20 protein-coding genes and 3 pseudogenes are annotated in these 26,803 nt (G+C 46.1%); 19 read left to right on the top strand and 4 right to left on the bottom strand.

The genetic code is table 11. The features are described 5' to 3' along the window. Positions 1-82: 82 nt before the first annotated feature. The 3 genes from ruvB to queG are packed head-to-tail and all read left to right on the top strand — an operon-like array spanning position 83 to position 3,389. Entirely contained in the window at positions 83-1,105 is a 1,023-nt protein-coding gene (gene ruvB / locus BST85_RS09850; protein ID WP_104813084.1) for a Holliday junction branch migration DNA helicase RuvB, read from the top strand. Positions 1,106-1,115: 10 nt separating this feature from the next. Further along, complete coding sequence (locus BST85_RS09845; protein ID WP_104813083.1) at positions 1,116-2,462, top strand: cytochrome P450; 1,347 nt, start codon at positions 1,116-1,118, stop codon at positions 2,460-2,462. Between the two features lie 3 nt (positions 2,463-2,465). Then, positions 2,466-3,389 carry a tRNA epoxyqueuosine(34) reductase QueG gene (queG, locus tag BST85_RS09840; protein WP_104813082.1) on the top strand — a complete coding sequence of 308 codons (924 nt, stop codon included), beginning with the start codon at positions 2,466-2,468 and terminating at the stop codon, positions 3,387-3,389. On the opposite strand, the gene BST85_RS09835 is transcribed toward queG, so the two are convergent. The 3 genes from BST85_RS09835 to BST85_RS09825 form a co-directional block, all read right to left on the bottom strand. Beyond that, on the bottom strand, positions 3,386-4,537 hold the full coding sequence (locus tag BST85_RS09835; protein ID WP_104813081.1) for a hypothetical protein: 1,152 nt from the start codon (positions 4,535-4,537) through the stop codon (positions 3,386-3,388). The two genes, queG and BST85_RS09835, sit on opposite strands and share 4 nt — an antisense overlap. Before the next feature lie 89 nt (positions 4,538-4,626). Beyond that, positions 4,627-5,034 (bottom strand): RDD family protein, encoded by a 408-nt coding sequence (locus BST85_RS09830; protein WP_104813080.1) that lies wholly within the window; start codon positions 5,032-5,034, stop codon positions 4,627-4,629. Between the two features lie 5 nt (positions 5,035-5,039). Continuing rightward, positions 5,040-5,456, bottom strand: coding sequence for a hypothetical protein (locus BST85_RS09825; RefSeq protein ID WP_104813079.1), 417 nt, complete (start codon positions 5,454-5,456; stop codon positions 5,040-5,042). Between the two features lie 353 nt (positions 5,457-5,809). Here BST85_RS09825 and BST85_RS09820 point away from each other — a divergent pair, with 353 nt between their 5' ends. The 8 genes and pseudogenes from BST85_RS09820 (at position 5,810) to BST85_RS09785 (ending at position 20,604) form a co-directional block, all read left to right on the top strand. Next, the gene (locus BST85_RS09820; RefSeq protein WP_104813078.1) at positions 5,810-8,119 is read left to right on the top strand and encodes an NADP-dependent malic enzyme; all 2,310 of its coding nucleotides are present in this window, start codon (positions 5,810-5,812) and stop codon (positions 8,117-8,119) included. Positions 8,120-8,197: 78 nt separating this feature from the next. After that, a complete protein-coding gene (gene ruvA, locus BST85_RS09815) occupies positions 8,198-8,779 on the top strand; it encodes a Holliday junction branch migration protein RuvA (RefSeq protein WP_104813077.1) in 582 nt (193 codons plus the stop codon). A gap of 3 nt (positions 8,780-8,782) precedes the next feature. After that, positions 8,783-16,056, top strand: a pseudogene (gene sov, locus BST85_RS09810) (T9SS outer membrane translocon Sov/SprA). A 23-nt stretch (positions 16,057-16,079) separates the two neighbouring features. Further along, positions 16,080-16,457, top strand: a complete 378-nt coding sequence (gene gcvH, locus BST85_RS09805; protein WP_104813076.1) for a glycine cleavage system protein GcvH — start codon at positions 16,080-16,082, stop codon at positions 16,455-16,457. Further along, positions 16,429-16,821, top strand: coding sequence for a VanZ family protein (locus BST85_RS14780; RefSeq protein ID WP_104813075.1), 393 nt, complete (start codon positions 16,429-16,431; stop codon positions 16,819-16,821). The genes gcvH and BST85_RS14780 overlap by 29 nt, the downstream gene beginning before the upstream one ends. 21 nt (positions 16,822-16,842) lie before the next feature. Continuing rightward, a complete protein-coding gene (locus BST85_RS09795; protein WP_104813074.1) occupies positions 16,843-17,571 on the top strand; it encodes an energy transducer TonB in 729 nt (242 codons plus the stop codon). Positions 17,572-17,656: 85 nt separating this feature from the next. Next, complete coding sequence (locus BST85_RS09790; RefSeq protein ID WP_104813073.1) at positions 17,657-18,379, top strand: energy transducer TonB; 723 nt, start codon at positions 17,657-17,659, stop codon at positions 18,377-18,379. Between the two features lie 137 nt (positions 18,380-18,516). Continuing rightward, positions 18,517-20,604, top strand: coding sequence for a gliding motility protein RemB (locus BST85_RS09785; RefSeq protein ID WP_342750426.1), 2,088 nt, complete (start codon positions 18,517-18,519; stop codon positions 20,602-20,604). 18 nt (positions 20,605-20,622) lie between these two features. Here the strand turns inward: BST85_RS09785 and BST85_RS09780 are convergent, their stop codons facing one another. Next, a complete protein-coding gene (locus BST85_RS09780; RefSeq protein WP_104813072.1) occupies positions 20,623-21,630 on the bottom strand; it encodes an MBL fold metallo-hydrolase in 1,008 nt (335 codons plus the stop codon). A 113-nt stretch (positions 21,631-21,743) separates the two neighbouring features. On the opposite strand from BST85_RS09780, the gene cyoE reads away from it, so the two are divergent. The 8 genes and pseudogenes from cyoE to BST85_RS09740 all read left to right on the top strand — a co-directional run bounded on the left by cyoE (position 21,744) and on the right by BST85_RS09740 (position 26,784). Next, positions 21,744-22,637, top strand: coding sequence for a heme o synthase (gene cyoE, locus BST85_RS09775; protein ID WP_104813071.1), 894 nt, complete (start codon positions 21,744-21,746; stop codon positions 22,635-22,637). Then, positions 22,637-23,221, top strand: coding sequence for a cytochrome c oxidase subunit 3 (locus tag BST85_RS09770; protein ID WP_104813070.1), 585 nt, complete (start codon positions 22,637-22,639; stop codon positions 23,219-23,221). Before cyoE ends, BST85_RS09770 begins: the two co-directional genes overlap by 1 nt. A 44-nt stretch (positions 23,222-23,265) precedes the next feature. Then, positions 23,266-24,248 (top strand): annotated as a pseudogene (locus tag BST85_RS09765) (cytochrome c oxidase subunit 3). A gap of 17 nt (positions 24,249-24,265) precedes the next feature. Continuing rightward, positions 24,266-24,648: pseudogene (locus BST85_RS09760) on the top strand (cytochrome C oxidase subunit IV family protein). A gap of 117 nt (positions 24,649-24,765) precedes the next feature. Then, complete coding sequence (locus BST85_RS09755; protein WP_104813069.1) at positions 24,766-25,416, top strand: hypothetical protein; 651 nt, start codon at positions 24,766-24,768, stop codon at positions 25,414-25,416. 2 nt (positions 25,417-25,418) lie between these two features. Further along, positions 25,419-26,039 (top strand): SCO family protein, encoded by a 621-nt coding sequence (locus BST85_RS09750; protein WP_104813068.1) that lies wholly within the window; start codon positions 25,419-25,421, stop codon positions 26,037-26,039. Between the two features lie 2 nt (positions 26,040-26,041). Further along, the gene (locus BST85_RS09745; RefSeq protein WP_104813067.1) at positions 26,042-26,569 is read left to right on the top strand and encodes a DUF420 domain-containing protein; all 528 of its coding nucleotides are present in this window, start codon (positions 26,042-26,044) and stop codon (positions 26,567-26,569) included. Then, positions 26,566-26,784 carry a hypothetical protein gene (locus BST85_RS09740; protein WP_104813066.1) on the top strand — a complete coding sequence of 73 codons (219 nt, stop codon included), beginning with the start codon at positions 26,566-26,568 and terminating at the stop codon, positions 26,782-26,784. Before BST85_RS09745 ends, BST85_RS09740 begins: the two co-directional genes overlap by 4 nt. Positions 26,785-26,803 lie beyond the last annotated feature (19 nt).

Here is a 26,803-nt window from a genome sequence, read left to right as displayed (position 1 = left end):
GGCTCAGAAAGCGTTTTTAAGATGCTTTTAACCTTCGGTCAAAGAGCCAAATGGCCTACGTCCTGATTTGTATATTTGTGTTATGAACGAACACTTGGATCCATCCTCTGATCATCTCTCCTCCCAGGAGCTCGATATGGAACGCAGATTGCGCCCCATGAGTTTTGAAGATTTTAACGGTCAGGACAAAGCCTTGGAAAACCTTAGGGTGTTCGTGCAAGCGGCCAACCTGAGGGGTGAAGCCTTGGATCATACCTTATTTCATGGGCCACCTGGTTTAGGAAAGACAACACTTGCCCACATTTTAGCCAACGAGCTCGATGCCAATATTCGGGTGACCTCCGGTCCTGTATTGGACAAACCAGGAGATCTTGCAGGCTTGCTGACCAATTTGGATGAACGCGATGTACTTTTTATCGATGAGATCCATCGTCTAAGCCCGGTCATCGAAGAGTACTTGTATTCTGCTATGGAGGATTACAAGATCGATATAATGATTGAGTCCGGGCCCAATGCCAGAACCGTACAGATCAACCTGGCACCCTTTACCCTGGTAGGGGCAACAACCCGTTCTGGCCTCTTAACAGCTCCCATGCGGGCCCGTTTTGGTATTTCTTCCCGTCTGGAATATTACTCCACGGACCTATTGACCACAATTATCGAACGAAGTGCAGGAATCCTGGAGGTTCCCATCAAAATGGAAGCGGCGATCGAGATCGCTGGACGAAGCCGGGGAACCCCTCGTATTGCTAACGCCTTGCTGAGACGAGTTAGGGATTTTGCTCAAATAAAAGGAGATGGTAACATCGACTTGAAGATCGCCCGTTTTGCCCTGGGGCAACTGCATGTAGATGCGCATGGCCTGGACGAGATGGACAACAAGATCCTCTTGACCCTAATCGATAAGTTCTCTGGTGGCCCTGTGGGGATAACCACGCTTGCAACTGCGGTTTCCGAAAATGCGGAAACCCTGGAAGAGGTTTATGAACCGTTTTTGATACAACAAGGGTTTATCGTCAGAACCCCTAGAGGCAGGGAAGCAACAGAGTTGGCTTATCGTCACTTGGGGAAGGTGAAAGGCGGGCAGCAGGGCGGACTCTTTTAAAGGCAGATCTATGGGAGGTAGTCCGAGCTATACTTACCCCAAGAGACTGCCCTTGGTCCGATTCTTCTGGCTATCCGAATCCATTCGGAAGAATCCTATTCCCTATCATCGTCAGTTCTTTTCTGAATACGGAGATACCTTTTCAGTCAAGATCGGGAAGAAGAAATACGTCTTGCTAAGCCGAGACAAGGAGGTAGTCAAGCATATTCTTCAGAAGAATCAAAAGAACTATAAGAAGTCCAAGATACAAACTGACTTCCTGTCCAAATATTTGGGGAACGGCCTGCTGACCTCACAGGGTGAATGTTGGAGACGACAGCGCCGATTGATCCAACCAGCTTTCCACAAATCCAAGATGGTCCAGATCGTCAAATTGATTGACCGTACGGTGAACAAAGAGGTGGAAACTATGCATGAGGGTCAAGGGATCGATCCATATCCTCTGATGAATACCCTGACCTTCAAGGTGGTGGCTAATAGTTTGTTCGATGTTAAAATTGCCCCGTCAACCCTGGAACGTTTGCAAAGTATCATTGAACAGATTCAAGCTTTTTTGGTCAAAGAGATCAGGCTTCCTCATAAACGTTGGTGGTTTAAGCTGATCGGTGAAACCGCCCGGCATAAGCAGTTAGCGCAGGAATCGCGGGATATCATCCAATCAATCATAGAGCAACGGAAGGAAGAGGACGTTCGAAGAGAAGATTTACTGGATCTGCTGTTGGACGCCCGATACGAGGACACGGGTGAACCAATGGAGATGGAGCAGCTGATCGATGAGATCTCTATCTTGTTTGTAGCTGGACACGAGACCACGGCTAATGCCTTGACCTTCACCTTATTTCTCTTGGCAGAACATCCCGAAATTCAAGAAAGGGTTTATGAAGAAGTTTCGGGATTAGATTGGGATAACTCTAGTTCGGCTCATCATTTGAGAGCGCTACCTTTTACTCGAGCCGTAATAGACGAAGCCATGCGATTGTACCCACCGGCCTGGATAACGGACAGGGAAAATCTTGAAGACGATGAAGTAGCTGGATTTTCCATCCGCAGAGACACCTTGATCGGGGTTTCCTTCTACGAGCTTCATCGCAACCCGGATTATTGGGATGATCCTGAAAGGTTTGAGCCCAAACGCTTCTTAGATGGTCTTCCGGCTAAATCGGCCGAGGCCTATTTCCCATTTGGCGCAGGTCCCAGGATGTGTATTGGAATGGGCTTTGCTATTTCTGAAATGCTGTTGGTGGTTACTGCCATAGTTCTTAAATTTCGATTGTCTTCAGCAGGAAGTACTGTTCAATTCAATCCGCTGATAACCTTAAAACCAGTCGATCTGAAGATCGATTGGACCTTACGTTAATCAATGAACAAGTCGCATTATACCACACTGATCAAGGAAGAAGCTTCGCGCCTGGGCTTTTTGGCTTGTGGTATCAGCAAGGCCGAATTCCTGGAAGAGGAAGCTCCGCGTCTGGAGAATTGGTTGGAACAGAACATGCATGGTTCTATGAATTATATGGAGAACCATTTTGATAAACGACTAGACCCTCGATTATTGGTTCCCGGTGCAAAAAGTGTAGTTTCCTTGTTATACAATTACTACCCGGATAAAGAGCCTGAATGGAATGGACCGAAGATCTCTAAATATGCCTTGGGTGTAGATTACCACAAAGTGATCCGAAAAAAGTTGAAAGCCCTGTTGCGGTTCATCCAAGAGTCGATCGGGCAAGTGGATGGGCGTGCGTTTGTGGACTCCGCTCCCGTTCTGGATAAAGCCTGGGCTGCCAAGAGTGGTCTTGGATGGATGGGAAAACACAGCAATTTGCTCACCAAACAAATGGGGTCCTTCTATTTTATAGCAGAATTGATCATCGACCTGGATCTGGACTACGATACTCCGGTGACCGATCATTGTGGTAGTTGTACAGCCTGTATAGACGCCTGTCCCACTCAGGCCATCGTCGAGCCATACGTGGTAGATGGAAGCAAGTGTATATCCTATCTGACCATAGAGCTGAAGGAGTCCATACCAGAGGGGTTTAGAGGTAAAATGGACGATTGGATCTTTGGTTGTGATGTCTGTCAGGATGTATGTCCTTGGAATCGCTTTAGCCAGTCACACAGGGAACCATTGTTTAATGCATCGCCACAGTTGCTGTCCATGACGAGGACAGATTGGATGGATCTGACCCATGATGTCTTTGAAGAGCTCTTTCCCAGATCTGCGGTTAAACGAACGGGTTATGAAGGGCTGAGGCGGAACATTCGCTTTGCGGACGAGACTTAATCAAATTCATTCAAACCGTACAGCAGTTCTTTGTACTTACTGCCATTGATCTCCACCGGGCGGTAGGCGGTCCTGAATTTTTCTACGGCAATTCTAATCTGGTCCTTTAGTTTAAGATAGGAAAGCGGAACCTGGTTTTCACACTGTTTCTTGTTCTGGTAATCATCCAGCATGCTGCCAAATTTCTCATAGAATCTGGTTCCTTCTTCAATAAAGGAGTTATAACTGTAAAGAAATTGCATCAACCGGTCTATGGGAAAGTCCAGTTCTATCTGCATACGGTCCAGTTTGGACGACAAGGATTGTTCTTTGGCAAGTTGATGCATATTGTCAACATAGTCATTGAGTTTGGTCTGCAGTTCTTCCCACAGATCATTTGTATAGCAGAGGTAGAGAGAGGTCTCAAAACCGATTGGCCGAGTAAAGTCAAGGAATAACTGCTCCATGTCCTGGCTAATGATAGCATTGCTCCTTTTTAAATAGAAGGTCTCGTAATAGATATTTTTAAGGTCCTGATGCATACGAGAGGTAAAGTCGATGATACAACTTAGATCTACTGAGTTCTGTTCAGTCAGGTTTTTCTCTTTTTTAGGCTGAATAAAAGCTTCTACCAGCGAGTAGATCACCGAAGTATATACGTTGCTCTGCAGTATAGGTTGTGGGTCGAAACCTGGTTTGGAACGTTTGGAGGGCTTAAGACGGTCCTGGATACGGACAAATTCAGGATACTCATTGGGGTTGGACATACGGTGTATCTCGGATAAGGTGGCCACGGAGCTAAAATGATGGTCCAAAGCAAGAGTCTTTTGATAAAGTAGATTGATGATCTGTACTCCTTTTAAGTATCGGATCTTCCTGATTTCATTAGTCCGAACCAGGTTTTGCCTTTCCCAATGGTCTTTGATGGAATCTCGTTTCAGCACAAGAGTGATCAATACATTGGCGTCACTGGTTGTTTTAATCTTAGATTCTATTTTGTAAAGTTCATCCTGAAGCGCTTCTTCCTGGGATTTCCAGCGTAGTTCCAACTGCTCTATTTCCAGAAGAGCACGATTGAGAAGAGAGTCCATGCGCGAACCATTCGATCTGGCGATGGATACGTCCACGATGAAGAAAGAGAAGAATGCAATAAGGAAGTATTTTATCATTGGTTTGGGGTGTTTTTTGAGTTTTTCGAGCCCTACAGTTTGCGACTACAGGGCCCGATCTCACAAACAAAGCACATGAAATTGCAGCTTTACCGAATGGCTCGAGTTCCCAGAACCTGATCCTGTACGGTGAAGCTTCGCGCCCATAGAAAGAGCACAGCAGCCACCGGTAGGATTAGGATCCCTATCACTTTCAGTACCGTTCGTATCAGTCGCGTTTTCCATGTTAGTGGTAGACCTTCCGATGAGACAACGCGTATTTTAAGTAAGGTCTTGCCTAAAGTCTTTCCAGCCAGGAAAACATCCATAAGCCAGAAGTAGAACAGGTAGGAGCAGCCTAGTAAGATGGCTTTCCAATAGATCTTGATCCTGAGATGCCAAAGATGGCGTTCCTCAGTAGTGATGTTCAGTAAGTTGATCAGCAGATTGTATCCGATCAGCACAATAAGCATATCGATGATCAACGCGATAATACGGTCTCGCTTAAGGGATTTCACAAACGCTAGGGCTTGATCACTTTATACCTCAATTCCTGCAGTTTGCCGCTGGAATCGATCGCATAGGTGCCCAGGGCAATGCTGATCTTTTGCCCGTTGTAATCAACATAATTGGAAGAAACAATTTCTATGGTTGCGGGAAAGCGCGTCACCTCCCTATTTGATACGGTTCCGTGTGGAATACAGATACCCATCGCACAACAGACCATAATGGTCGTTGTCACCTGCACATACTCCAGATCGATGGTGACTTCGAAATCATTACAACCGTTCCAGGGAAAGACATCCAGATCCCTGGAGTTGCTCTTTTTCTGGTCCAGGACCGATGCCAGGTTATCGGTAATGATGGATTCCTGGGCCAATAGGTCTTGGCAAGACCAGCTTAGGAGGATCAGGCAAGAAATGATGATTGACTTTTTCATTGTAGAGAGAATTAATGATTACCTACTCGTTCGCTTTTCGGTTTCCGCGGCTATTTAAAGTGAAGGCTCACTCAGAAGGGATAGGCCAGGTGTTCATGAAAGACCATCAGGTCTGATGCTGACACCAGCTATCGATTTCGGAAGTGATCAATTGAAGTGTGATGGAGGGGAGGACAGGACAAATATATGGGCTCCTTCCAAGCAGTTGCAAACGGTGTTTAGGGTGATTCGGGAATATCGACCGGTTATTCAAGAATGTTCTTTTGGCACATCCTATGAAGTAAAACTAATTGGTCAATTGTTTTTAACATAGGAGGCAGTCCGTTACCTTTGTTTGTTCAAGCCTGTCAAGCATGAGTAAGCAAAGCAGAAGGCGAGAAGCACTGCTCTATCACGCCAAACCAAGACCTGGTAAGATCCAGGTCGTTCCTACCAAGAAATACGCCACACAACGAGATCTTTCCTTGGCTTATTCACCCGGTGTTGCCGAACCTTGCCTTGAGATCGAAAAACGTGAAAGCGATGTTTATCGATACACCAACAAGGGTAACCTGGTGGCGGTCATCTCCAACGGAACTGCCGTTTTAGGACTCGGTAATATTGGGCCGGAGGCGTCCAAACCGGTTATGGAAGGCAAGGGCTTGCTGTTTAAGATCTTTGCTGATATCGATGTCTTCGATATCGAGATCGATACAGAAAACATAGATGAATTCATAGAGACCGTCAAGCGTATTGCTCCCACTTTTGGAGGGATAAACCTGGAAGATATCAAGGCGCCGGAGGCCTTCGAGATCGAACGTCGATTAAAGGAAGAACTGGATATTCCGGTGATGCACGACGATCAACACGGAACCGCCATCATTTCGGCTGCAGCCTTGCTCAATGCCCTGGAGATCACGGGGAAAAAGATCGACAAGGTAAAAATAGTGATCAGTGGCGCAGGGGCAGCAGCAGTTTCCTGTACTCGCTTGTACAAGGCATTTGGAGCCGATAGCGAAAATATTGTCATGTTAGATAGCAAGGGGGTGATCCGGAAGGACAGGGAGCAACTAACACCTGAAAAATCCGAATTTGCGACGGCTCGAAAGATCGACACCCTGGAAGAGGCTATGATAGATGCCGATGTCTTTGTAGGCTTGTCCATTGCAGACATCGTAAGCCCTGAAATGTTGCTTTCCATGGCGGCCAAACCAATTGTTTTTGCCATGGCCAATCCGGACCCGGAGATCAATTACGACCTGGCATGTAAAACCAGAGATGATATCATCATGGCTACCGGCCGAAGCGATCATCCCAACCAGGTGAACAATGTGCTAGGGTTCCCGTTCATATTCCGTGGAGCCTTAGATGTTAGGGCAAAGAAGATCAACGAACCCATGAAGATGGCTGCGGTCAAGGCCCTGGCCGATCTGGCTAAACAACCAGTCCCGGAACAGGTGAACATTGCCTACGGAGAGACTAGGTTGACCTTTGGTAAGGACTATATAATTCCTAAACCTTTTGATCCCAGATTGATAGCCACCGTACCTCCAGCTGTTGCCAAGGCGGCAATGGAAAGTGGAGTGGCCACTGAGCCTATCACGGATTGGGATGTTTACACCGAGGACCTCTACCAGCGGATGGGTAGTGACAATAAACTGGTCAGATTACTCATGGACCGGGCCAAGTCAGACCCAAAACGAGTGGTCTTTGCGGAGGCCGATCACCTGGATGTATTGAAAGCCGCACAAATCGCTTACGAGGAAGGTATGGCTATTCCTATCCTGCTGGGTAGGGAATCTGTGATCCTGGAACTGATGGAGGAGTTGGGCTTTGATTCTAAACTGGAGATCATTGACCCTAAATCGGATGCAGAATTGCCGCGATTGCTCAGTTATGCCGAGAAGTACTGGCAAAGACGCAAACGTAGAGGTGTGACCAAATACGATGCAATGCGATTGATGCGGGAACGCAATTACTTCGCAGCCATGATGGTGAACGAAGGAGATGCCGACGGAATGATCGCGGGTTATGCACGGGCTTATGCTGCAGTATTTAAACCTGTAATGGAGACCATTGGGAAATTTGATGGAGTGGACAAGGTGGCAACGACCAACCTGATGCTGACCAACAAAGGCCCGATATTCATTTCGGATACGTCCATCAACATCAACCCTACGGCTAAAGAACTGGCCAATATTGCACAGATGACCAACTACACGGTCAAGATGTTTGGCCTGACCCCGGTGATCGCGATGATCTCCTATGCCAATTTCGGTGCCTCCAAGGACCCCCATGCGGCCAAAGTAAGAGAGGCTGTGGCTATGTTACATGAATCCAACCCGGATATGATCGTAGATGGAGAAGTTCAGACAGATTTTGCGCTCAATCGGGAGATGCTCAAGAACACCTATCCTTTCTCCAAATTAGCCGGAAAAAAGGTCAACGCCTTGATCTTTCCTAACCTTGATTCTGCCAATAGTAACTACAAGACCTTGAAAGAATCAAGAGGGGTAGAGTCCATCGGGCCGATCATGTTAGGCATGCGCAAACCGGTTCACATACTTCAGTTGGGTGCAAGTGTCGAAGAGATGGTCAATATGGCCGCTATTGTAGTGGTAGACGCTCAACAAAAAGAGCGCCGGGAAATGGACGCTGCACGCAGGAAAAATCCCGTTAAATAGTCCTTAAATTTTGGTCATTTTTCCGCTAGTTGAAGCGAATAATTATACTATATTTGGGGCTTTAACCTGCCTTTATAGATGATTACTCATTTAAAGGGAAGACTTGTCGAAAAGAACCCTACTGTAGTTGTGATCGAATGTAATGGAGTAGGTTATGAGGTTCAGATCTCGCTGAACACTTTTTCGAAGCTCCCGGACACAGAAAACGTTAGTTTATTCACTCATTTTTTGGTGCGGGAAGACGCTCAGATCCTTTATGGATTTTCGAGTGTTTTCGAGCGGGAGATGTTCCGGATGTTGATCTCGGTTTCCGGAGTTGGGGCGAGCACGGCCAGGACCATGCTTTCATCATTAAGCCCGGAGCAAGTTAGGGAGTCGATTGCAGCGGAAGATGTTGCTACTATCCAATCAATCAAGGGGATAGGTGCTAAAACTGCTCAGCGAGTGATCGTAGACCTGAAGGATCGCATCTTAAAAACATACGGAATGACTGATGTTTCGGTGGTTTCAAGCAATACGAACAGGGATGAAGCGTTATCTGCATTGGAGACCCTTGGCTTTGCCAGAAAGGCGGCCGAGAAAGTCTGTAATGCCATTGTCAAAGAACAACCTGATGCCTCTGTTGAGGACATCATTAAAGCAGCGCTAAAAAAGTTATAGAGTTTGGGCATCAAAAATTACGATTACCATAAGGCCTTTGGTCGGCTGTTACTTCTCTCGATATTTTTCTTTGGCGGCCTGTTCGCATCCCAGGCCCAGGATTCTGTTCCTGCTGGATATGATGAGGGTCAAATGGATCTGCCCATTCCAACAAGTATAGAAGACCTTTACACCTACGATCCCATTACGGATCGCTATATCTACACCCAAACCCTGGGAAGTTTCAATATCAGCTACCCTATCATTTTGACTCCGGAGGAATACGAGGAGTTGAGACTCAGGGAGGAGATGAGGTCTTATTTCAAAGAGAAGATAGATGCCGCAGACGGAAGAAAGGAAGGGTCCGAGGACGCCCAGAAGAACCTATTGCCGACCTTCTACGTGAATTCTAATTTCTTCGAGACCATCTTTGGAGGAAATACCATCGAGGTCATTCCACAAGGAACGGTAGAAATGGATCTTGGGGTTCTCTTTACAAAACAGGATAACCCGACCTTTTCTCCCAGAAACAGGTCTAATCTATCCTTCGATTTTGACCAAAGGATCAGTTTGAGTTTACTGGGGAAAGTAGGTGAGCGTCTGCAGATCACAGCCAATTATGACACCCAATCCACTTTCGATTTCCAGAATCAGATCAAATTGGAATACACCCCGACCGAGGACGACATCATTCAAAAGATCGAAGTAGGTAATGTTTCTATGCCGCTCAACAGTACCTTGATCCAGGGTGCTCAAAGTCTTTTTGGGGTCAAAACAGAATTACAGTTTGGAAATACAACCATTACCGGTGTGTTTTCCGAGCAACAATCCGAAACCCGCTCTGTTACCGCAGAAGGAGGAGCTACCGTCACTCCATTTGAACTCTTTGCTCTGGACTATGATGAGAATCGACACTTCTTCCTGTCGCATTATTTCCGGGACAATTACGATCGTGTGTTGCAGCAATATCCCTTTGTGAATTCCAATGTGCAGATCACGAGGATCGAGGTGTGGATCACCAACCGTAACAACAATACCCAAGATGTCAGAAGCATAGTTGCTGTTCAGGACATAGGGGAATCCGACCCGACCAATATTGGTCTGGACGTGATACCTGGAGGCTTTATCAATGCGGCTCCTGGTGCATTCCCGGATAACGGGAATAACGACTTCAACCCACTTGGATTAGGTGAAGGGACTGCCCCAACCATTCTAAATGAGCAAATTCGGGACGTTGCTACTGTCTCCCAAGGATTTGGGATACCGGTGACCGATGGTGTGGATTATGTGGTGCAAGAGAATGCACGTAGGCTAAATCCAGGAGAATACCAATTGAATACCCAATTGGGATATATCTCCCTGAATCAACGACTGAATAATGACGAGGTCCTGGGTGTTGCCTTCCAGTATACGGTCAATGGAAATGTTTTCCAGGTAGGTGAATTCTCCACCGACGGGGTACAGGCCAATGGAGAGATAGGTGGTGGGATCGACCCTAACCCGGATCCCGATCCTGATCCTGACCCTGACGATGAGGTGCTAGGGATACCTCAGAACCTGGTGGTGAAGATGTTGAAAAGTAACATCACCATAGTTGATGAACCTGTTTGGGACATCATGATGAAAAACATCTATCCGATTGGAGGGTTCCAATTGGAACGGGAGGATTTCAGGCTAAATATTCTGTATTTGGATCCCTCCCCATTGAACTATATTACTCCAGCCCCGGATTCTCCTAGTTTCCCGGCTTTGCCTTTACCGGAGGATGTGGATAATACTGTTCTATTGCGTGTGTTCAATTGGGACCAATTGAACTTCAACAATGACCCTCAACAGGACGGGGACGGTTTCTTCGATTTTGTTCCGGGAATTACGGTAGATGCCCAAAATGGGCGCGTGATCTTTACTTCTGTTGAGCCCTTTGGAGAATATCTCTTTGACAAACTCGCAGACAGTGGCGGGGAGAATTACGACATTCCAGGCAGTTACAACGCCAACCAGAACAAATACGTATTCAGAAGCTTGTATCGAACCACCAAGATTCAGGCGGAACAGGAGGACAGCGACAAGAACAAATTCCAACTAAGGGGAAGTTATAAATCAACTGGGGCAGATGGTATCCCCATCGGGGCCTTTAATATTCCGCAGGGATCAGTCACCGTCACGGCAGGTGGTCGTACCTTGGTCGAGGGAGTGGATTACACGGTAAACTACCAACTCGGACGGGTACAGATATTGGATCCTGCATTGCTTAACTCCAATATTCCGATCAATATCACCACGGAGAACAATGCCTTGTTCGGTCAGCAGACCAGAAGGTTTACAGGTCTGAATGTGGAGCATAGATTCACGGATGATTTCCAGGTGGGGCCACCTACCTCAATCTTAATGAGCGGCCGTTGACTCAAAAATCGGCCTTTTCTCAGGAACCCATCAATAACACCATTCTGGGCTTTAACACCAATTACTCCACTGAAGTGCCTTTCTTGACCCGTTTGGTCAATAAATTACCCAATGTGGATACGGAGGTGGAGTCCAACGTCTCTGTAAGAGGAGAATTTGCCTATCTGATCCCGGGTGCACCGAAGATCTCAGATTTTGATGGGAAGATCACTTCTTATGTGGATGATTTTGAAGCCTCCCAAACCGCTTTGGATGTGAGTTTACCACAAACCTGGTTCCTCTCTTCCACACCGATCGGTTTTGGTGGAGAATTATCCAATGGCGACCTGGCCTACAATTACAACCGGGCCTTTATGAACTGGTATACCATCGATCCGATATTCTACAGCATTCAGCGGCCGGATGATGTTTCTGACGAAGATATTTCCTCTCCCTTCACCCGTCGGGTGTTCCGGGACGAGATCTTCCCTAACCAGGATCTAATCCAAGGGGAGACCCAGGCTTTATTTACCCTGGACCTGGCTTATTATCCGGGAGAGCGAGGACCGAACAACTTTAACCCTCAGACAGCAGGTGGAAATGATCTGCCTAATCCAGGCGATCGTTTCGGTGGGATCTCTCGGCAGTTGAACACAACGGACTTTGAGCGTTCCAACGTAGAATACATCCAGTTTTGGCTAATGGACCCCTTTATCTATGACGAGAGTGCCGGGAACGATGGGGTAAATTATATTTCAACTTGGGTAACATCTCTGAAGATGTACTCAAGGACGGACGTAAACAATACGAAAACGGATTACCTGCTGATGCTAGTACAGCCAATACCCTTCCCACGGAATGGGGTAAAGTACCGACTAACCAGTCCCTGATCTACACCTTTGATACAGAAGGGCAGGAAAGGATCAATCAGGATATTGGGTACGATGGTCTAAGCGATGCCGAAGAGGCAGCTAAGTTCCCGAACTTTTCCGGTGACCCCGACCCGTCCAGGGATAACTATCAATACTTCTTGCAGGCAGACGGAAGTATTCTGGAGCGCTATAAACTCTACAATGGGTCCCAAGGGAATTCGCCCGTCGAGGTTACTAATACGGACCGGGGAATACTGCTCAGCCAGATGTGGAGGACATCAACCGTGACAATACCATGAACACGGTAGATAGTTATTTCGAATACGAGATCGATCTCTTCCCCGGGATGACCCAGGAAAACACCAGGTATATACAGGATGTCCGTGAGATAGAGGTTACTACCCAGACCAACGAGGTGATCCCGGTTAGATGGCTTCAGTTCCGCGTGCCTATTAGTGATGCAGATGAAGCCGTAAACGGAATCGCTGATTTGCGGTCAATCCGCTTTATGCGAATGTACCTGTCCGAATTCGAACAAAATACGGTTCTCCGATTTGGAACCCTAGAACTAGTCCGTGGAGACTACAGACGTTTCTTAGGTACGTTGGACGATTCCGGCGAAGACCCAGAGCTGGACGATACCACCTTCGAGAACGAGGCGGTAAACATTGAAGCCAATGAGACGCGAGAGCCTATTCCTTACGTTCTGCCTCCAGGTGTATTCCGAGAGGAATTGAACAATAACAACAACATTATCCGTCAAAATGAGCAGTCACTGGCCTTAAGGGTATGTGGTCTGGAACCTGGAGACGGCCGTGGGGCATATAAGAATTTCAACATCGACATGCGTCAGTACGAGAACTTGGAGATGTTCATTCACGCCGAATCGCTGGTTGGTGAAACCATGATCGCAGACGGAGATATGGAAGCTTTCGTACGGATGGGTAACGACCTGACCAATAGTTTCTATGAAATTCGGATCCCACTAAATACGACCCCATTTGGAACTACCAATCCCGAAGAGATCTGGCCTTTAGAGAACCGGCTGAACCTACCATTGAGACTTTTGCAGGAAGTTAAGGCAAGGGTTTTAGGAAATCCAAATTCAGACCCCACAGAACTAATCTTCTTTGATCAGGAAGAACTGGACCCAGAATCCATTCAGGGTGGTAACCCATTGAAGATCGGTATTCAGGGTAACCCTAGTTTTGGAAATGTACGGGTGATCATGTTGGGGCTTAGAAATGCCACCAATAACGATATTTGCGGTGAGGCCTGGTTCAACGAATTGCGACTTTCCGAATTGAAGAATGAAGGAGGCTGGGCGGCAATAGCCAGTTTGGATGCAAACCTGGCAGATTTTGCCAATGTGAGCGCAGCAGGTCGTATGTCTACGGTCGGATTCGGATCCATTGAGCAGGGGCCGAACCAGCGGGCCCAAGAAGACGTAAAAGGCTATGATGTGGTTACAAACCTGAACCTGGGGCAGCTTTTACCTGCAAACTGGGGTGTTCAGTTACCCTTCAATTACGGAATTGGCGAGGAGGAGATCACACCTCAATTCGACCCTGAGTTCCAGGATATTGAATTGGATACTCGTTTGGACAATGCTGCGTCGGATGCAGAGCGGGATCAGATCAGGAATCAATCCATTGAATATACCAGACGTCAAAGTATCAACTTCATCGGAGTTCGAAAGGACAGGACCAATACCGAGAAGAAACCTATGCCTTATGACATAGAGAACTTTACCTTCTCTTACTCCTATAACCAGGAGGATCATTCCAGTTTTGAGATCGAGGAATCATTGGATCAGAATGTCCGTTTGGGGGAACCTATAACTACAGTTTCCGTCCGAAACCATATGAGCCATTCAAGGAGAACGATTCTATTTTCCGTTCCAAGTACTGGCAGTTTCTCAAGGACTTGAATTTCAATTACTTGCCTAATAATATCGCGGTCTCTTCTAATATCAACAGGCAGTATACCGAGCAAAAATTCCGTGAGCTTAATACCCTTCCCGGTAACATTGGACTGCCTCGTTTATTCCAACGCAATTATTTATTTGATTGGCAATATGCCATCAATTACAACATTAGTCGTTCCCTGAGATTTAACTTTGACGCCTCTAACAACAGCATCGTGACTAATTACATAGACGATGCCGGGTTAGTGGACAACAGCATTGGAATATGGGATGGATTCTTTGATGTCGGAAAGGCCAACCAGCACTTCCAAACCTTGCAGGTGAATTACGACCTGCCGTTTGATAAATTCCCCTATTTCCGGTTTATCAAAGCTACCTATACTTATCAGGGTGATTTTCAGTGGACCAAGACCAGTGACCTGTTCAATCAGATCGATATAACACTTAGGGATGGTACGACCAATACCTACCGATTGGGTAATACCATTCAGAACTCCAGTTCGCACAGGATCAATTCGACCCTGGACATGGGTAATCTTTACCGTTACCTCGGTCTGACCAAAGTCACTCCTAGGTCCAAGGCCCAGAAGGCCAGGAGAGAGGCACGTGCCGACCAGGCGGCTGGTGGAGATAAGAACGGCGGCAATACCCGTGGGGGAGATAAGGGAGCAAGCCGGGATAATCAGACCAGAGATAATACTCCGGCTCTCCTTGGGCAAGGCAACCAGCAAGGAGGCCCCAATGCCAATCAGTCCCAGCTGACCGCTAGTGATAAAGCGAAGAATACGGTGGTGGATATTGTTACCATGGTGAAAAGAATTCAATTGAATTACCAGGAGAACCAAGGAACCTTCCTGCCGGGCTATCTGCCTTCTGTAGGGATGATGGGGACGCTGAGACCAGGAGCTTTCGTCTTTGGAAGCCAGGCAGACATTCGTCGTGAGATGGCCAGAAGAGGCTGGCTGACCGTCTATCCGGAGTTCAATGAGCAATATACAGAGGTTGAGAGCAGGCAGTTTGACTACCAGGCGAATATTGAACCGCTGTCGGATCTGAAGATCGATCTGAATGGTAGCCGAATCTATGCCGAGAACTACGTAGAGAATTATATAGTGCAGGATGGCCTTTACCGTTCTTTGACACCGAACACCTATGGGAATTTCAATATTTCCACTATGCTTATCGGAACGGCCTTTGCCAAGAGCGACGAGAATCAGTCTTCTGCATTTGACGATTTCCGAGAGAACCGCTTGGTCATTGCCAACCGCCTGGCTACCGAATTCTATGGCAGTGCAGATTTCCCTCGAGATGAAGAAGGATTCCCTGTCGGATTTGGTAAGACCAGCCAGGACGTGTTGTTGCCGGCTTTCCTATCTGCGTATAAAGATTCTGATCCTGCCACGGAAAAGACCACTTTCCTCAGAGATTTCCCTATCCCCAACTGGGATGTGAAATACACTGGATTGATGAATCTTAAGTGGTTTAAAGAGAAGTTCAGGAGGTTCTCCATCCAGCATGGTTATCGGGCCAATTATACGGTCAACCAGTTCCAGACCAACTTGGATTACAATCGCAATGATCCTACTGAGGTGGATGTCAATGGAAATATCAAACCTCAGAACATCTTCTCTAATGTGAACCTGACGGAACAATTCAGTCCGCTGGTCCGTATCGATTTTGAAATGAAGAACTCGGTAAAGATTCTGGCGGAATACAGAAAGGATAGGTTCTTATCTTTGAGCTTTGCCAACAATCTGCTTACCGAGGTGAAAGGTGATGAGATCGTCATCGGAGCCGGATATCGAATTCGCGACCTGAGGATAGGAACCAACTTTGGCGGTAAGCGGACCATATTGAAGAGTGATCTGAACTTCCAGCTGGATGTTTCGAGAAGGGATAACCGAACGATCATTCGATACCTGGATATCAATAACAACCAAACCACGGCAGGGCAGACCATTTGGGGAATTCAGTTCACGGTAGATTATGCCCTGAGCAAGAACCTGACGGCCTTGTTCTATTACGACCATACTTTCTCCAAATATGCGGTATCGACTGCATTCCCACAGACCACCATAAGAAGTGGAATCACTTTGAGATATAACTTTGGAAACTAAATAACACCATATAAAAAAGTACTATGAACATTCCATCAGACTTAAAGTACACCAAGGATCACGAATGGGTTCGTGTCGAAGGTGATGTTGCGACCATTGGTATTACCGATTTTGCTCAGGGAGAACTGGGTGATATCGTTTATGTCGAGGTGGAGACCCTGGACGAGACCTTGGACAAGGATGAAGTTTTCGGTACCGTGGAAGCGGTTAAGACTGTTTCTGATCTCTTCCTACCATTGTCCGGTGAGATCATCGAATTTAACGAAGCGCTGGAAGACGAGCCGGAAATGGTCAATACCGATCCGTATGGAGCCGGTTGGATGATCAAGGTCCGGATATCGGACGATTCCGAGCTGGATCAGTTAATGAGCGATGCGAGCTACAAGGAGTTGGTGGGTTAACCTTATTCGGTTAATCGCACTCGCGTATACCCTTTTTATTACGATTATCATGTTGGCTCCTTCGCCGGATCTGCCAACAACAGACGGGCCCTATTGGGACAAAATAGCTCATATTTTGATCTTTTTTGGGCTGGTTTTCATTTGGTTAGTTGTTTTCTCTACAACTGACAGATATCATATCTTTTCTCGTAGACCTGTGTTAGTTTTGGTTACATGCCTGTTTTATGGCATAGTAATTGAAGCCTTTCAGCACTGGTTCACGGATACGAGAACTTTTGACATCATTGACATAATTGCCAACGGAATCGGTGGAATAATAGGTTTCCTAACGTACGAACAGATTAAAAGAAGATTCGTCTTCTAAGTTCAATCATAAATCACGGATATGGAAATTAAGAAGAATCCCAAGTACGACTTGAGAAGAAGTAGTTTGATATTCTTCCAAATCGGAATGATCGTAATGCTTTTCTTTGCCTGGAGAGCAATGGAATGGACCACCGAGGACAAGGCAGCCAATGATACCAGTCTGGCAGAGATTGCCGAGGACCTGGAAGAAGTTATCCCCGTTACAGAACCAATCGATGTGACCCCACCTCCACCTCCACCTCCACAGGTGGCACCAGAGGTGATCGTTGCAGTCGATAATGATCTGGAGGTAGAAGAAACTGTGATAGAATCCAGTGAGACCAACCAGAATGATCAGATCTATGACATTGCCGAGATCGTCGAAGAGGAAGAAGAGGAGGAAGTTGTCTCTATTCCTTTTGCAGTGATCGAGGAAGTACCGATCTATCCGGGTTGTGAGGACAAGCCGGACAGGGAAGCAAAAAAAGTATGTATGTCCGACAAAGTGATGGCCTATGTTCAGCGTAATTTCAATATTGAGTTAGCTACTGAACTTGGACTTGAAGGTCGCCAACGGATCAACGTACAATTTAAGATCAACAAAGAAGGTGATGTGTGTGAGGTGAGAGCCCGTGCGCCGCATCCGCGACTGGAGCAAGAGGCAGTAGCCTTAATTCAAGGTTTACCTCGAATGATTCCAGGAAAACAGCGGGGTACACCGGTCGGCGTGATCTATTCTTTGCCTATTTTATTTAAGGTGGAGAATTAGGTTCTGGAGAAATCTTAAATCTAGGTTTTCGTTTTCTTTTGCAACCATTTTTATATACATTAGCAAATCTCTAAATACGCTATATATGGAACCGAAGAAGAACCCGAAAGCCGATTTAACCAAAAGAAGTATGCTCTTCTTCCAGATCGGGATGATCGTCATGCTATTTTTAGCCTGGCAAGCCATCGAATGGAAGACCTATGACAGGAGTAATATAGATACCGGCATGGTCGATGTAGGTGATGAGCTAGATGAGGAAATCCCAATTACTCAGCAGATTACCCCTCCACCGCCACCACCGCCACCACCGCCAGCACCGGAGGTAATCGAGGTTGTAGAAGATGAAGAAGAAGTAGAAGAGACCATTATTGAGTCTACCGAGACTGATGCTGATACCGAGATCGTTGAGATCGAGGAGATCGAGGAAGCTGTAGAAGAGGAGATCGCAGATGTACCTTTCGCAGTAATCGAGAATGTACCCATCTATCCTGGATGTGAGAAAGAAAAGGGCAATGCTGCACGTAAGAAGTGTATGTCCGAGAAAGTACAGAAGTATGTTCAGCGAAAGTTCAATACAGACCTGGCTGGAGATTTAGGTTTAGAAGGGCGTCAGCGTATAGCCGTACAATTTAAGATCGATCGTCAAGGAAATATTGTAAACGTACGTGCAAGAGCTCCGCACCCACGTCTGGAACAAGAAGCTGTTGACGTGGTAAGTTCGCTGCCCAAGATGACTCCTGGACAGCAACGCGGGAAGCCGGTTGGAGTACTGTACTCTCTACCGATCCTTTTCCAAGTAGAGAATTAATTTACACCATATCACAAAAGAAACGCCTCCCTATTCGGGAGGCGTTTTTTTATTAAACCTGTTGTGAAATACACGTTTTCCCAGCTTGTTGCTACTTGCTCAGAATTTGTATCTTTCGGATATCTTATCCCAATCTTATGATGAAACGCCTGGCCCTGGTCAGTATGCTGTTTAGTGGGGTGTTATCCCTGGCGCAGCAGACCTCATCCACCTTTGAAAAGTACCCTGTTTTTTCTGAATGCGAGGAGGTACAGCTAGCCGAACTGGAATCCTGCTTCCGATATAATTTACAGCGCTCCATCTACGCTAACTTCCAAACTCCGGAGATCGTTGGCCAGGAGAACTATTCCGGTACGCTATCTATTCTCTTTGAAGTAGACAAGCAAGGAGAGTTCAAGGTGCTATATGTTGATGCGTTTTACGATGAGCTAAAGGATGAAGTGAACCGGGTTTTCGAGCTGTTGCCAACCATTACGCCAGCAACCTATAACGGTAATCCGACCTATATGCAGTTTACCCTGCCCTTGCAAATTCCGTTGGTGGAACCCCAGGCCCCTCAGCCCATTGAGGTAACCGTCGTTGCTACTTTGGGCGATCCTGCTTCCGAATATGATTCCCAGGAAAAGCTACCCTATGCCAATGAAGAATACACCAGCCAATTGAATATTCCCTTGTCTCATCACAATTACTATTTGTTTGATGCAGCCATGAATAAGGTTGGAACCAATAATCATACAGCACAAAAACCATACACCTATGCCGAGGTCAATCGGTATTACAACTTTGAGGAGAACAACCAGAAGATCCTGAAGAACAAAACTTCCTGGTGGGGCAGAAAATGGTGGAATGAACATTTGGTCACTTGGAAGGGAAAGGATTTCTGGGTCACTTTGGATCCCGGAGTGGACCTGCAGGTGGGTAAGGACACTGGGGCCGATGTTGATACTTATAATAATACGCGCCTGCTCTATACTCAAGGTGGGATAGGAAAACAGTTCAACTTTTTTGCAGTGGTCTATGAAAGCCAGGGCCGCTTCGCCGATTACTTTAACCGATATGCCGAGGCCAGGGCTCCCGATGGAGGAAATCCAGCAGTCATACCCGGAAGAGGAATTGCTAAGAATTTTAAGTCTGACTCCTATGACTACCCGGTTGCAACAGGATATATCTCATTTACTCCCTCCAAGTACTTTAACTTCCAGCTGGGGCATGGTAAGAACTTCTTTGGTGACGGCTACCGTTCACTTTTCCTAAGTGATTTTGCTGCTCCTTACCCTTTCTTTAAGATCAACACCACCTTCTGGAAGCTCAAGTACACCAATACTTGGATGTCCCTGAGGGATGTCCGATCCGAGGTAACGGAAGACGGGTCATTCCGCACCAAATGGATGGCTCATCATTACCTGAGCGTGAATATCACCAAACGCTGGAATCTGGGATTATTCGAGTCTGTTATCTGGGAGAATGACAATGATCGAGGTTTCGATTTTAACTACATAAACCCGGTCATCTTTCTGCGAGCCATTGAATTCTCTACGGGATCCAGAGGAGGTAATGCCTTGATCGGGATCAGCAGTAAATACAAGATTAGCGATCGGGTCAATGTATATGGTCAATGGTTGATCGATGAGTTTTCCTCCGGAGATTTCTTCGGTGCAAATGGCAGCTACAAGAACAAGCAGGCCTATCAAATAGGCTTAAAATATTACGACGCCTTTGGACTGAAAGGGCTCTTCCTTCAGGGAGAATACAACCGGGTAAGGCCCTATACATTTTCTCACAACACTGTAGTTCTGAATTACGGGCATACCAATCAGTCCATGGCGCATGTGATGGATGCCAACTTCTGGGAGGCCCTGGCCATCGCACGTTATCAGAATGGCCGCTGGTTTGGGGATGCCAAGTTCATCTTCGCCAAGCGTGGTTTTGAATTCAACACTCCAGAAGACAGTTTCTTCTATGGCGGTAACATCTATGGAACTGAGGACAATCGGATCTCGGACGAAGGCAATGATCTTGCCCAGGGAAATACGACCGATTTCTTCCATACCGAATTGACGGCTGGTTATTTGATCAATCCTGCGACCAACTTAAAGATATACGCTACATTGATCTATCGCGATTTCCAGCCCCAGGTCAATACTGCCGACGTCTTTTCCAATCAGACAACCTGGTTCAATTTGGGTGTGAGAACCGATCTATTCAACTGGTACTACGACTTCTAATGATTACGGCTTAGAGTTTTAGTTCTTTCCCTTGAATTTCTTTTCAATCTCCGGAAAGACGCTCTCTAACAAACGTTGGGTATTTATAAATCCGTCGCCAAATCCTTTTTGATCGAATTGGTCTGTGAGTTCACTCATAGCCATGATCTCCTGTTTGGATTTTCCAGCTACCAAATGAAAGGCTATTCTATCCCGAATAAACGTGAGCATGGACAAGGTGTATCGAATATCTGCCTGAGTTGCTATATCACCGTGTCCGGGTATTATAAGGGTGTCTTCATCTATCATCGACATCACCCGGCTTAAACCCGCAATATAACCGGCTAGACTGCCTCCATTTTTCGAATCGATAAATGGGTAGGCATCTTTTACATAGGCATCACCGGTCTGTAGTACATTACTCTCTGTAAAGTAGACCATTACATCCCCATCTGTATGAGCTCTAGCTACATGAAACACAACAATTTCTTCTCCGTTATAGTAAAAGTGCAGGTTGTTTCCAAAGGTCACCATTGGCAAGGAATGTGGGTCCAGGTCCAGCTCCTCATCTATGCGAGCCATAGCAGATTCCCGGCGTTGCTCCAACTTGTCATCCACAATTCCCCTTTCCTTGGCGTCCTCCGCGGATTTTTCAATGTCTTGTTTGTATTTGTCTCGGGCTACCTGTATCAGCCTGGAGCGGACATTCTCATGTGCAAAAATGGTCGCTCCTTGCCCTCTAAGGTTAATATTTCCCCCAGTGTGGTCCCCGTGGTGATGGGTATTGATCACAAACTGGACAGAGGCGTTACTCAAGGTTAAAATGGCATTGAGAATATTAGGCGTTGAAGAGGCAAACTTGTCGTCTATCATAAAGATTCCGTCCTCTCCCAAACTCAATCCGATGTTTCCGCCACGACCCTGGAGCATGTAAATGCTATCCCGGACTTTGACCACTTCGATCTCTTCATTGGGTTGATTTTCCTGTGCGCCTAGGGGCAGTGCTGCTATAGAGGCCAATAATAGCCCTTTAAATATTCGATTCATCCTTAATTTTTAGGGGGATTAAATTAGTAAAATACTCCTTAAGTCTAGTAAAATTAGGTGGAAAGATGCTATGAACAATATAGCTGTTGCCGTATCTTTGCACATCCAAATTTATGAGTGTCAATACTTCGAATACCAAAGTGCAGAATCTGATCGGTAGTTTTGCCGAAATCACCAAGGCCAGACTGTCCGTGAGTGTTGTCTTCTCTTCGGTTGCGGGCTACTTACTGGCTGCTCCCCAAGTAGATTTCTACACCTTGTTTTTATTGTGCTTGGGTGGTTATTGTATGGTTGGCGCCTCTAATGTGTACAATCAGATCATAGAGAAGGATCTCGATGCTTTAATGGAACGGACTAAAATGAGGCCATTGCCATCCGGGAGGATGACTTCTAATGCCGCTTTCATACTTGCTTCTTTACTGACCGTCATCGGGATTGCGGTGCTCTATGCCATCAACCCCAAGACGGCCTTATTTGGGGCCATCTCCATCTTTATGTATGTAAGTCTTTATACACCGCTTAAGACAAAAAGTCCTTTGGCTGTATTTGTAGGGGCCTTTCCAGGAGCCATACCTTTTATGCTAGGTTGGGTTGCTGCCACAGGTGAGTTTGGTATCGAGCCGGGAACCTTGTTCATGATTCAGTTCTTTTGGCAGTTTCCACACTTTTGGGCTATAGGTTGGTTCTTGTACGATGACTATGAGCGGGCCGGATTTAAAATGTTACCAACCGGAAAGCGGGACAAGAATACAGCTATTCAGATCGTACTTTACAGTGTATGGACTGTACTTGCATCTCTGGTTCCCGCCTCGGGTATGACCGGTTCTCTTTATTTAAGCCCCATAGCGGCCATACTGGTACTTGGATTGGGGATATGGATGGTGTACTATGCCATCAGATTATACAGAAAGCGAACAGACAAGGCCGCACGTCAATTGATGTTGGTCAGTGTTAGCTATATCACGCTGCTACAAGTGATCTTTGTAGTCGATAAATTTGTGCGTTAATGGATTATACAGAAGGAACAGAAGAAAAGAAACGCAGAAGGGCCAAGAAGATGATGCTCTGGTTTGGTATCATCAGTCTGGCCATGAGCTTTGCCGCTTTTACGAGTGCTTATGTGGTAAGTAGGGAGCGGCCGGATTGGTTGGCAGATTTCGAATTACCGCAGGCTTTTACCCTCAGTTTATTGGTGATCGTCCTGAGTAGTTTGTCCATGGAGTTTGCCAAAAGAAGCATTATAAGGAGCTCTCAGAAGGTAGGTACAGCTTTGTTGATGACAACCTTCGTCTTGGGTTGTGTATTTATCTGGCTACAGTTTGCGGGATTCTCACAGATCATTGAGTCCTACGGATATAATTTTACCGGTGCCACCAGCAACCCAAAGACCACTTTTATCTACCTGATCGCTGTGGTTCATATAGCGCATGTCGTTGTAGCCCTGATCGCCTTATTGATTACCCTGTTCAAGCAGCTTAGAAATGGCTATTCTGAAGGAAATACCTTGGGATTGGAACTGACCTGTACCTTCTGGCATTTCGTCGATATTTTGTGGATATATCTCTTTTTATTTTTCTATTTCGTCAGATAAAAATTAATCGTATTTTTGGCAAAAATTAACACCAAGATCACCCTATGGAAGCTACTGTAGCGAAAACGGGAACAGAGGGAAAAGTTTGGGGCGGAGGTAACCGTCCACTCAATGCGAGTTATGGTAAGTTGATGATGTGGTTTTTCATCGTCTCCGATGCGTTGACCTTCTCCGGATTCATTGCCTCTTATGGATTCTCCCGATTCAAGTTCATCGATGCCTGGCCTATTGCCGATGAGGTATTTACTCACGTACCGTTCTTACACGGTGTGCCGGCCCGATGTACTATGTGGCTTTCATGACCTTCATTCTAATCTTCTCTTCTGTGACCATGGTATTGGCCGTGGATGCAGGGCACAAGATGCAGAAGACCAAGGTGATCTGGTATATGTTCTTCACCATTATTGGAGGTTTGATTTTCGTTGGTTCCCAGGCTTGGGAGTGGGCTACTTTTATCAAGGGAGACTACGGGGCTGTAGAGACCAAAGGAGGGAAGATATTGCAGTTCCTGGATACCGATGGAAAGCGAGTGGCAATTAGTTCGTTTGCTACCAGTATCCCCACCGAGCGAATAGAACATGAAAGAAAAAACGGTATCTGGTATGACGTAGAACCGGAGACCCTGACCACTTTTACCTTTGAGGAAGTAAAGGCAGGTTTCCTGGCTGACGATAACCTACTGATCCGGACACAATACCTGGACGAGAATGGTGAGCCAACCGTGCTTTCCAGAGAAGAGTCTGTAGCCAAGCTGGTAGCGGATGGAAAGTTGGTGGTCGAAGGAGCCAATCTGCAGCGGAATGAATACGGTCACCCGCTCTTTGCCGATTTCTTCTTCTTTATTACCGGATTCCACGGATTTCACGTGTTCTCCGGGGTGGTCTTCAACTTTATCATCTTCATTAATTGTATCCTTGGAACCTACGAGAGACGAGGCAGCTATGAGATGGTTGAAAAGGTTGGACTCTACTGGCACTTTGTAGACCTTGTATGGGTCTTTGTATTTACATTCTTCTACCTGGTATAAGCATAAATTAGTATCTGATGGCGCACGATCACAAATTGGAAATATTTCGCGGAAGACTTAAATTCAAGTCTAACGTTCAGAAGATCTGGGGGTTTTTATTTTTCTCTCTATCGTTACGATCATAGAGGTTGCACTGGGGATTATCAAACCTGAGGTTTTAACCGATAACCGCTTTTTGGCCATGAAGCTCCTCAACTGGATCTTCATTATCCTGACCCTGGTTAAGGCTTATTATATCACTTGGGACTTCATGCACATGCGCGATGAAAAGAAGTCCCTGAGAAGATCAGTTGTCTGGACGGGAGTATTCCTGATCTGTTACCTGATCCTCATTCTGCTTATCGAAGGAGATTATATCTTCGAAGTATATAAGACGAATTATGTGAAATTCGATTTCTAGTCGAATTCTCTAGGAAATATGAACCCGGCTATTTGCCGGGTTTTTTTGTGCATTAATTAAGGAGTTGGTTTTGCCCAAGGCCCAATTGGGTTGTATTTTTGCAAGAAATTCAATCACTTGAAAGTCAAAAAGTATATAGTCCTTACAGTTCTGTTCCTGCTACCTCTGCTGGTATACATTTTCTTTGCGACAGGAGTGAACAATTTTGTCAAGCTTCCAGTTTTGACCACCTCGGTTGCAGAACTTGATGGTTTCCAGGATATCGAAGGGGAACGTCCGCGCTTACAGAATAAGATTACTGTATTGGGATTCTTCGGTTCCGATGTAGGTAATAAAAGGGCCAATGCCTTTAATCTGGCCCATAAGATCTACAAGAAGAATCATCAGTTTGACGAGTTCCAGTTTGTCATCTTGGTGACTGAGGATCAACAGGACCAGGTAGCGGCTTTATTGAAGGAATTAGAACAGATAGAGAAGACGGATAATTGGAAGTTTGCAATCGGAAGTCCGGAGCAGATAGAGATGGTATTCCAATCCCTGGAAAGCACCTATGCCTTGGATGAGAATTGGTCCAGCGACTTTGTGTTCATCATCGATAAAGAACGCTCGCTTAGAGGAAGGGACGATGACGAGGATGTGACCCTATTATATGGGTTCAACGCCAGTGATTATGCAGAGATCAACAACAAAATGGGGGACGATATCAAAGTGGTTTTGGCAGAGTATCGCCTGGCTTTGAAGAAATACAAATCAAACCGCGAAATCTAAGTATGAAGAACTACTCCTATATCGGGATCTCATTTGTCATTCTGGTTTTCGGGATCTGGGCAGTACCCAAGATCGTGAATACACTTTCTGAACCGGACCTGGCAGTGATTGGACAAGTACCGGAGTTCGAATTCACCAACCAGGATGGAAAAACCATCACCAACTCCGACTACAGTGGGAAGGTGTACGTGGCGGAGTTCTTCTTTACCACTTGCCCATCCATTTGCCCGATCATGAATCGGAATATGGTGAAGATCCAGAATGAGTTTTACGGCAATCCGGGTCTTGGAATTGCTTCATTCAGTATTAACCCGGAATACGACACCCCAGAGATATTGAAAGAATACGCGACCAGCTATCAGATCAGCAACCCGCATTGGCATCTGTTGACTGGCCAGCAAGAGGATATTTTCAAACTGGCCAATGAGGGGTTCAATCTCTATGTAGGACAGGCTCCGGAAGTGGAAGGTGGTTTTGAACACTCGGGCTTCTTTGCACTTATTGATCAAGAGGGACAGATTCGTTCTCGATATGATGAAAATGGAAATCCCCTGATCTACTACGACGGGCTGGAAGATGAAGGAATTCAAATGTTGATGGAAGACATTAAAAAGTTATTATAAGGATGGACAGAACGGCAGAAAAAAATTACAACAAGTGGATCTGGATACTTTCTATATTGATCCCATTGGCCGTGGCCATTCTCTTTTCGGTGCGGATACCAGGTGTGGATCGTTTGGGCTTTCTCCCTCCCATTTATGCCAGTATTAATGCCCTAACTGCCGTCCTTTTGATTGCGGCAGTGGTTTCTATCAAGAAGGGTAATCGGAAGAGGCATGAGAGTCTGATGAAGACCTGCATCCTGCTATCCGCGCTTTTCCTGGTAATGTATGTGGCCTATCACATGACCTCAGATTCTACAGCTTATGGCGGAGAAGGGGCCATGAAGTATGTCTATTTCTTTATACTGATCACCCACATACTGCTGTCTATCGGGGTGATTCCCTTTGTACTGATCACCTATGTTCGGGCCTTGAACGGAAAATTTGAGATGCATCGGAAGATCGCTAAGATCACCTTTCCTATCTGGCTCTATGTTGCCATTACGGGGGTTATCGTCTATTTAATGATCTCGCCTTATTATCCTGCATGATACGCACTTTGATCATATCGCTAATCTTGCTGCTACTTGCTGTGCTGCCTGTCGAAGCTCAATGTGCCATGTGCCGGGCTGTTTTGGAGAGTGAAGAAGGCAATGAGGCCGCGAAAGGGATCAATAATGGTATCATCTATCTGATGATCTTTCCCTATTTATTGGTTGGAGGAATAGGTTATGCTATCTACAAAATGCGTAAACGGGCTCTATAGGAGGAAAATTAACAGTTTC

This window comes from Aureitalea marina, from assembly GCF_002943755.1.
Taxonomy (GTDB): domain Bacteria; phylum Bacteroidota; class Bacteroidia; order Flavobacteriales; family Flavobacteriaceae; genus Aureitalea; species Aureitalea marina.
The sequence above is the reverse complement of the archived record's forward strand: the minus strand, read 5'-3'. Positions and strand labels throughout refer to the sequence as shown.

Bases quoted from the DNA above. Each gene is read 5' to 3' on its own strand.
- ruvB (WP_104813084.1), top strand. From the start codon at position 83: ATGAACGAACACTTGGATCCATCCTCTGATCATCTCTCCTCCCAGGAG.
- BST85_RS09845 (WP_104813083.1), top strand. From the start codon at position 1,116: ATGGGAGGTAGTCCGAGCTATACTTACCCCAAGAGACTGCCCTTGGTC.
- queG (WP_104813082.1), top strand. From the start codon at position 2,466: ATGAACAAGTCGCATTATACCACACTGATCAAGGAAGAAGCTTCGCGC.
- BST85_RS09835 (WP_104813081.1), bottom strand. From the start codon at position 4,537: ATGATAAAATACTTCCTTATTGCATTCTTCTCTTTCTTCATCGTGGAC.
- BST85_RS09825 (WP_104813079.1), bottom strand. From the start codon at position 5,456: ATGAAAAAGTCAATCATCATTTCTTGCCTGATCCTCCTAAGCTGGTCT.
- BST85_RS09820 (WP_104813078.1), top strand. From the start codon at position 5,810: ATGAGTAAGCAAAGCAGAAGGCGAGAAGCACTGCTCTATCACGCCAAA.
- ruvA (WP_104813077.1), top strand. From the start codon at position 8,198: ATGATTACTCATTTAAAGGGAAGACTTGTCGAAAAGAACCCTACTGTA.
- gcvH (WP_104813076.1), top strand. From the start codon at position 16,080: ATGAACATTCCATCAGACTTAAAGTACACCAAGGATCACGAATGGGTT.
- BST85_RS14780 (WP_104813075.1), top strand. From the start codon at position 16,429: ATGCGAGCTACAAGGAGTTGGTGGGTTAACCTTATTCGGTTAATCGCA.
- BST85_RS09795 (WP_104813074.1), top strand. From the start codon at position 16,843: ATGGAAATTAAGAAGAATCCCAAGTACGACTTGAGAAGAAGTAGTTTG.
- BST85_RS09790 (WP_104813073.1), top strand. From the start codon at position 17,657: ATGGAACCGAAGAAGAACCCGAAAGCCGATTTAACCAAAAGAAGTATG.
- BST85_RS09785 (WP_342750426.1), top strand. From the start codon at position 18,517: ATGATGAAACGCCTGGCCCTGGTCAGTATGCTGTTTAGTGGGGTGTTA.
- BST85_RS09780 (WP_104813072.1), bottom strand. From the start codon at position 21,630: ATGAATCGAATATTTAAAGGGCTATTATTGGCCTCTATAGCAGCACTG.
- cyoE (WP_104813071.1), top strand. From the start codon at position 21,744: ATGAGTGTCAATACTTCGAATACCAAAGTGCAGAATCTGATCGGTAGT.
- BST85_RS09770 (WP_104813070.1), top strand. From the start codon at position 22,637: ATGGATTATACAGAAGGAACAGAAGAAAAGAAACGCAGAAGGGCCAAG.
- BST85_RS09750 (WP_104813068.1), top strand. From the start codon at position 25,419: ATGAAGAACTACTCCTATATCGGGATCTCATTTGTCATTCTGGTTTTC.
- BST85_RS09745 (WP_104813067.1), top strand. From the start codon at position 26,042: ATGGACAGAACGGCAGAAAAAAATTACAACAAGTGGATCTGGATACTT.
- BST85_RS09740 (WP_104813066.1), top strand. From the start codon at position 26,566: ATGATACGCACTTTGATCATATCGCTAATCTTGCTGCTACTTGCTGTG.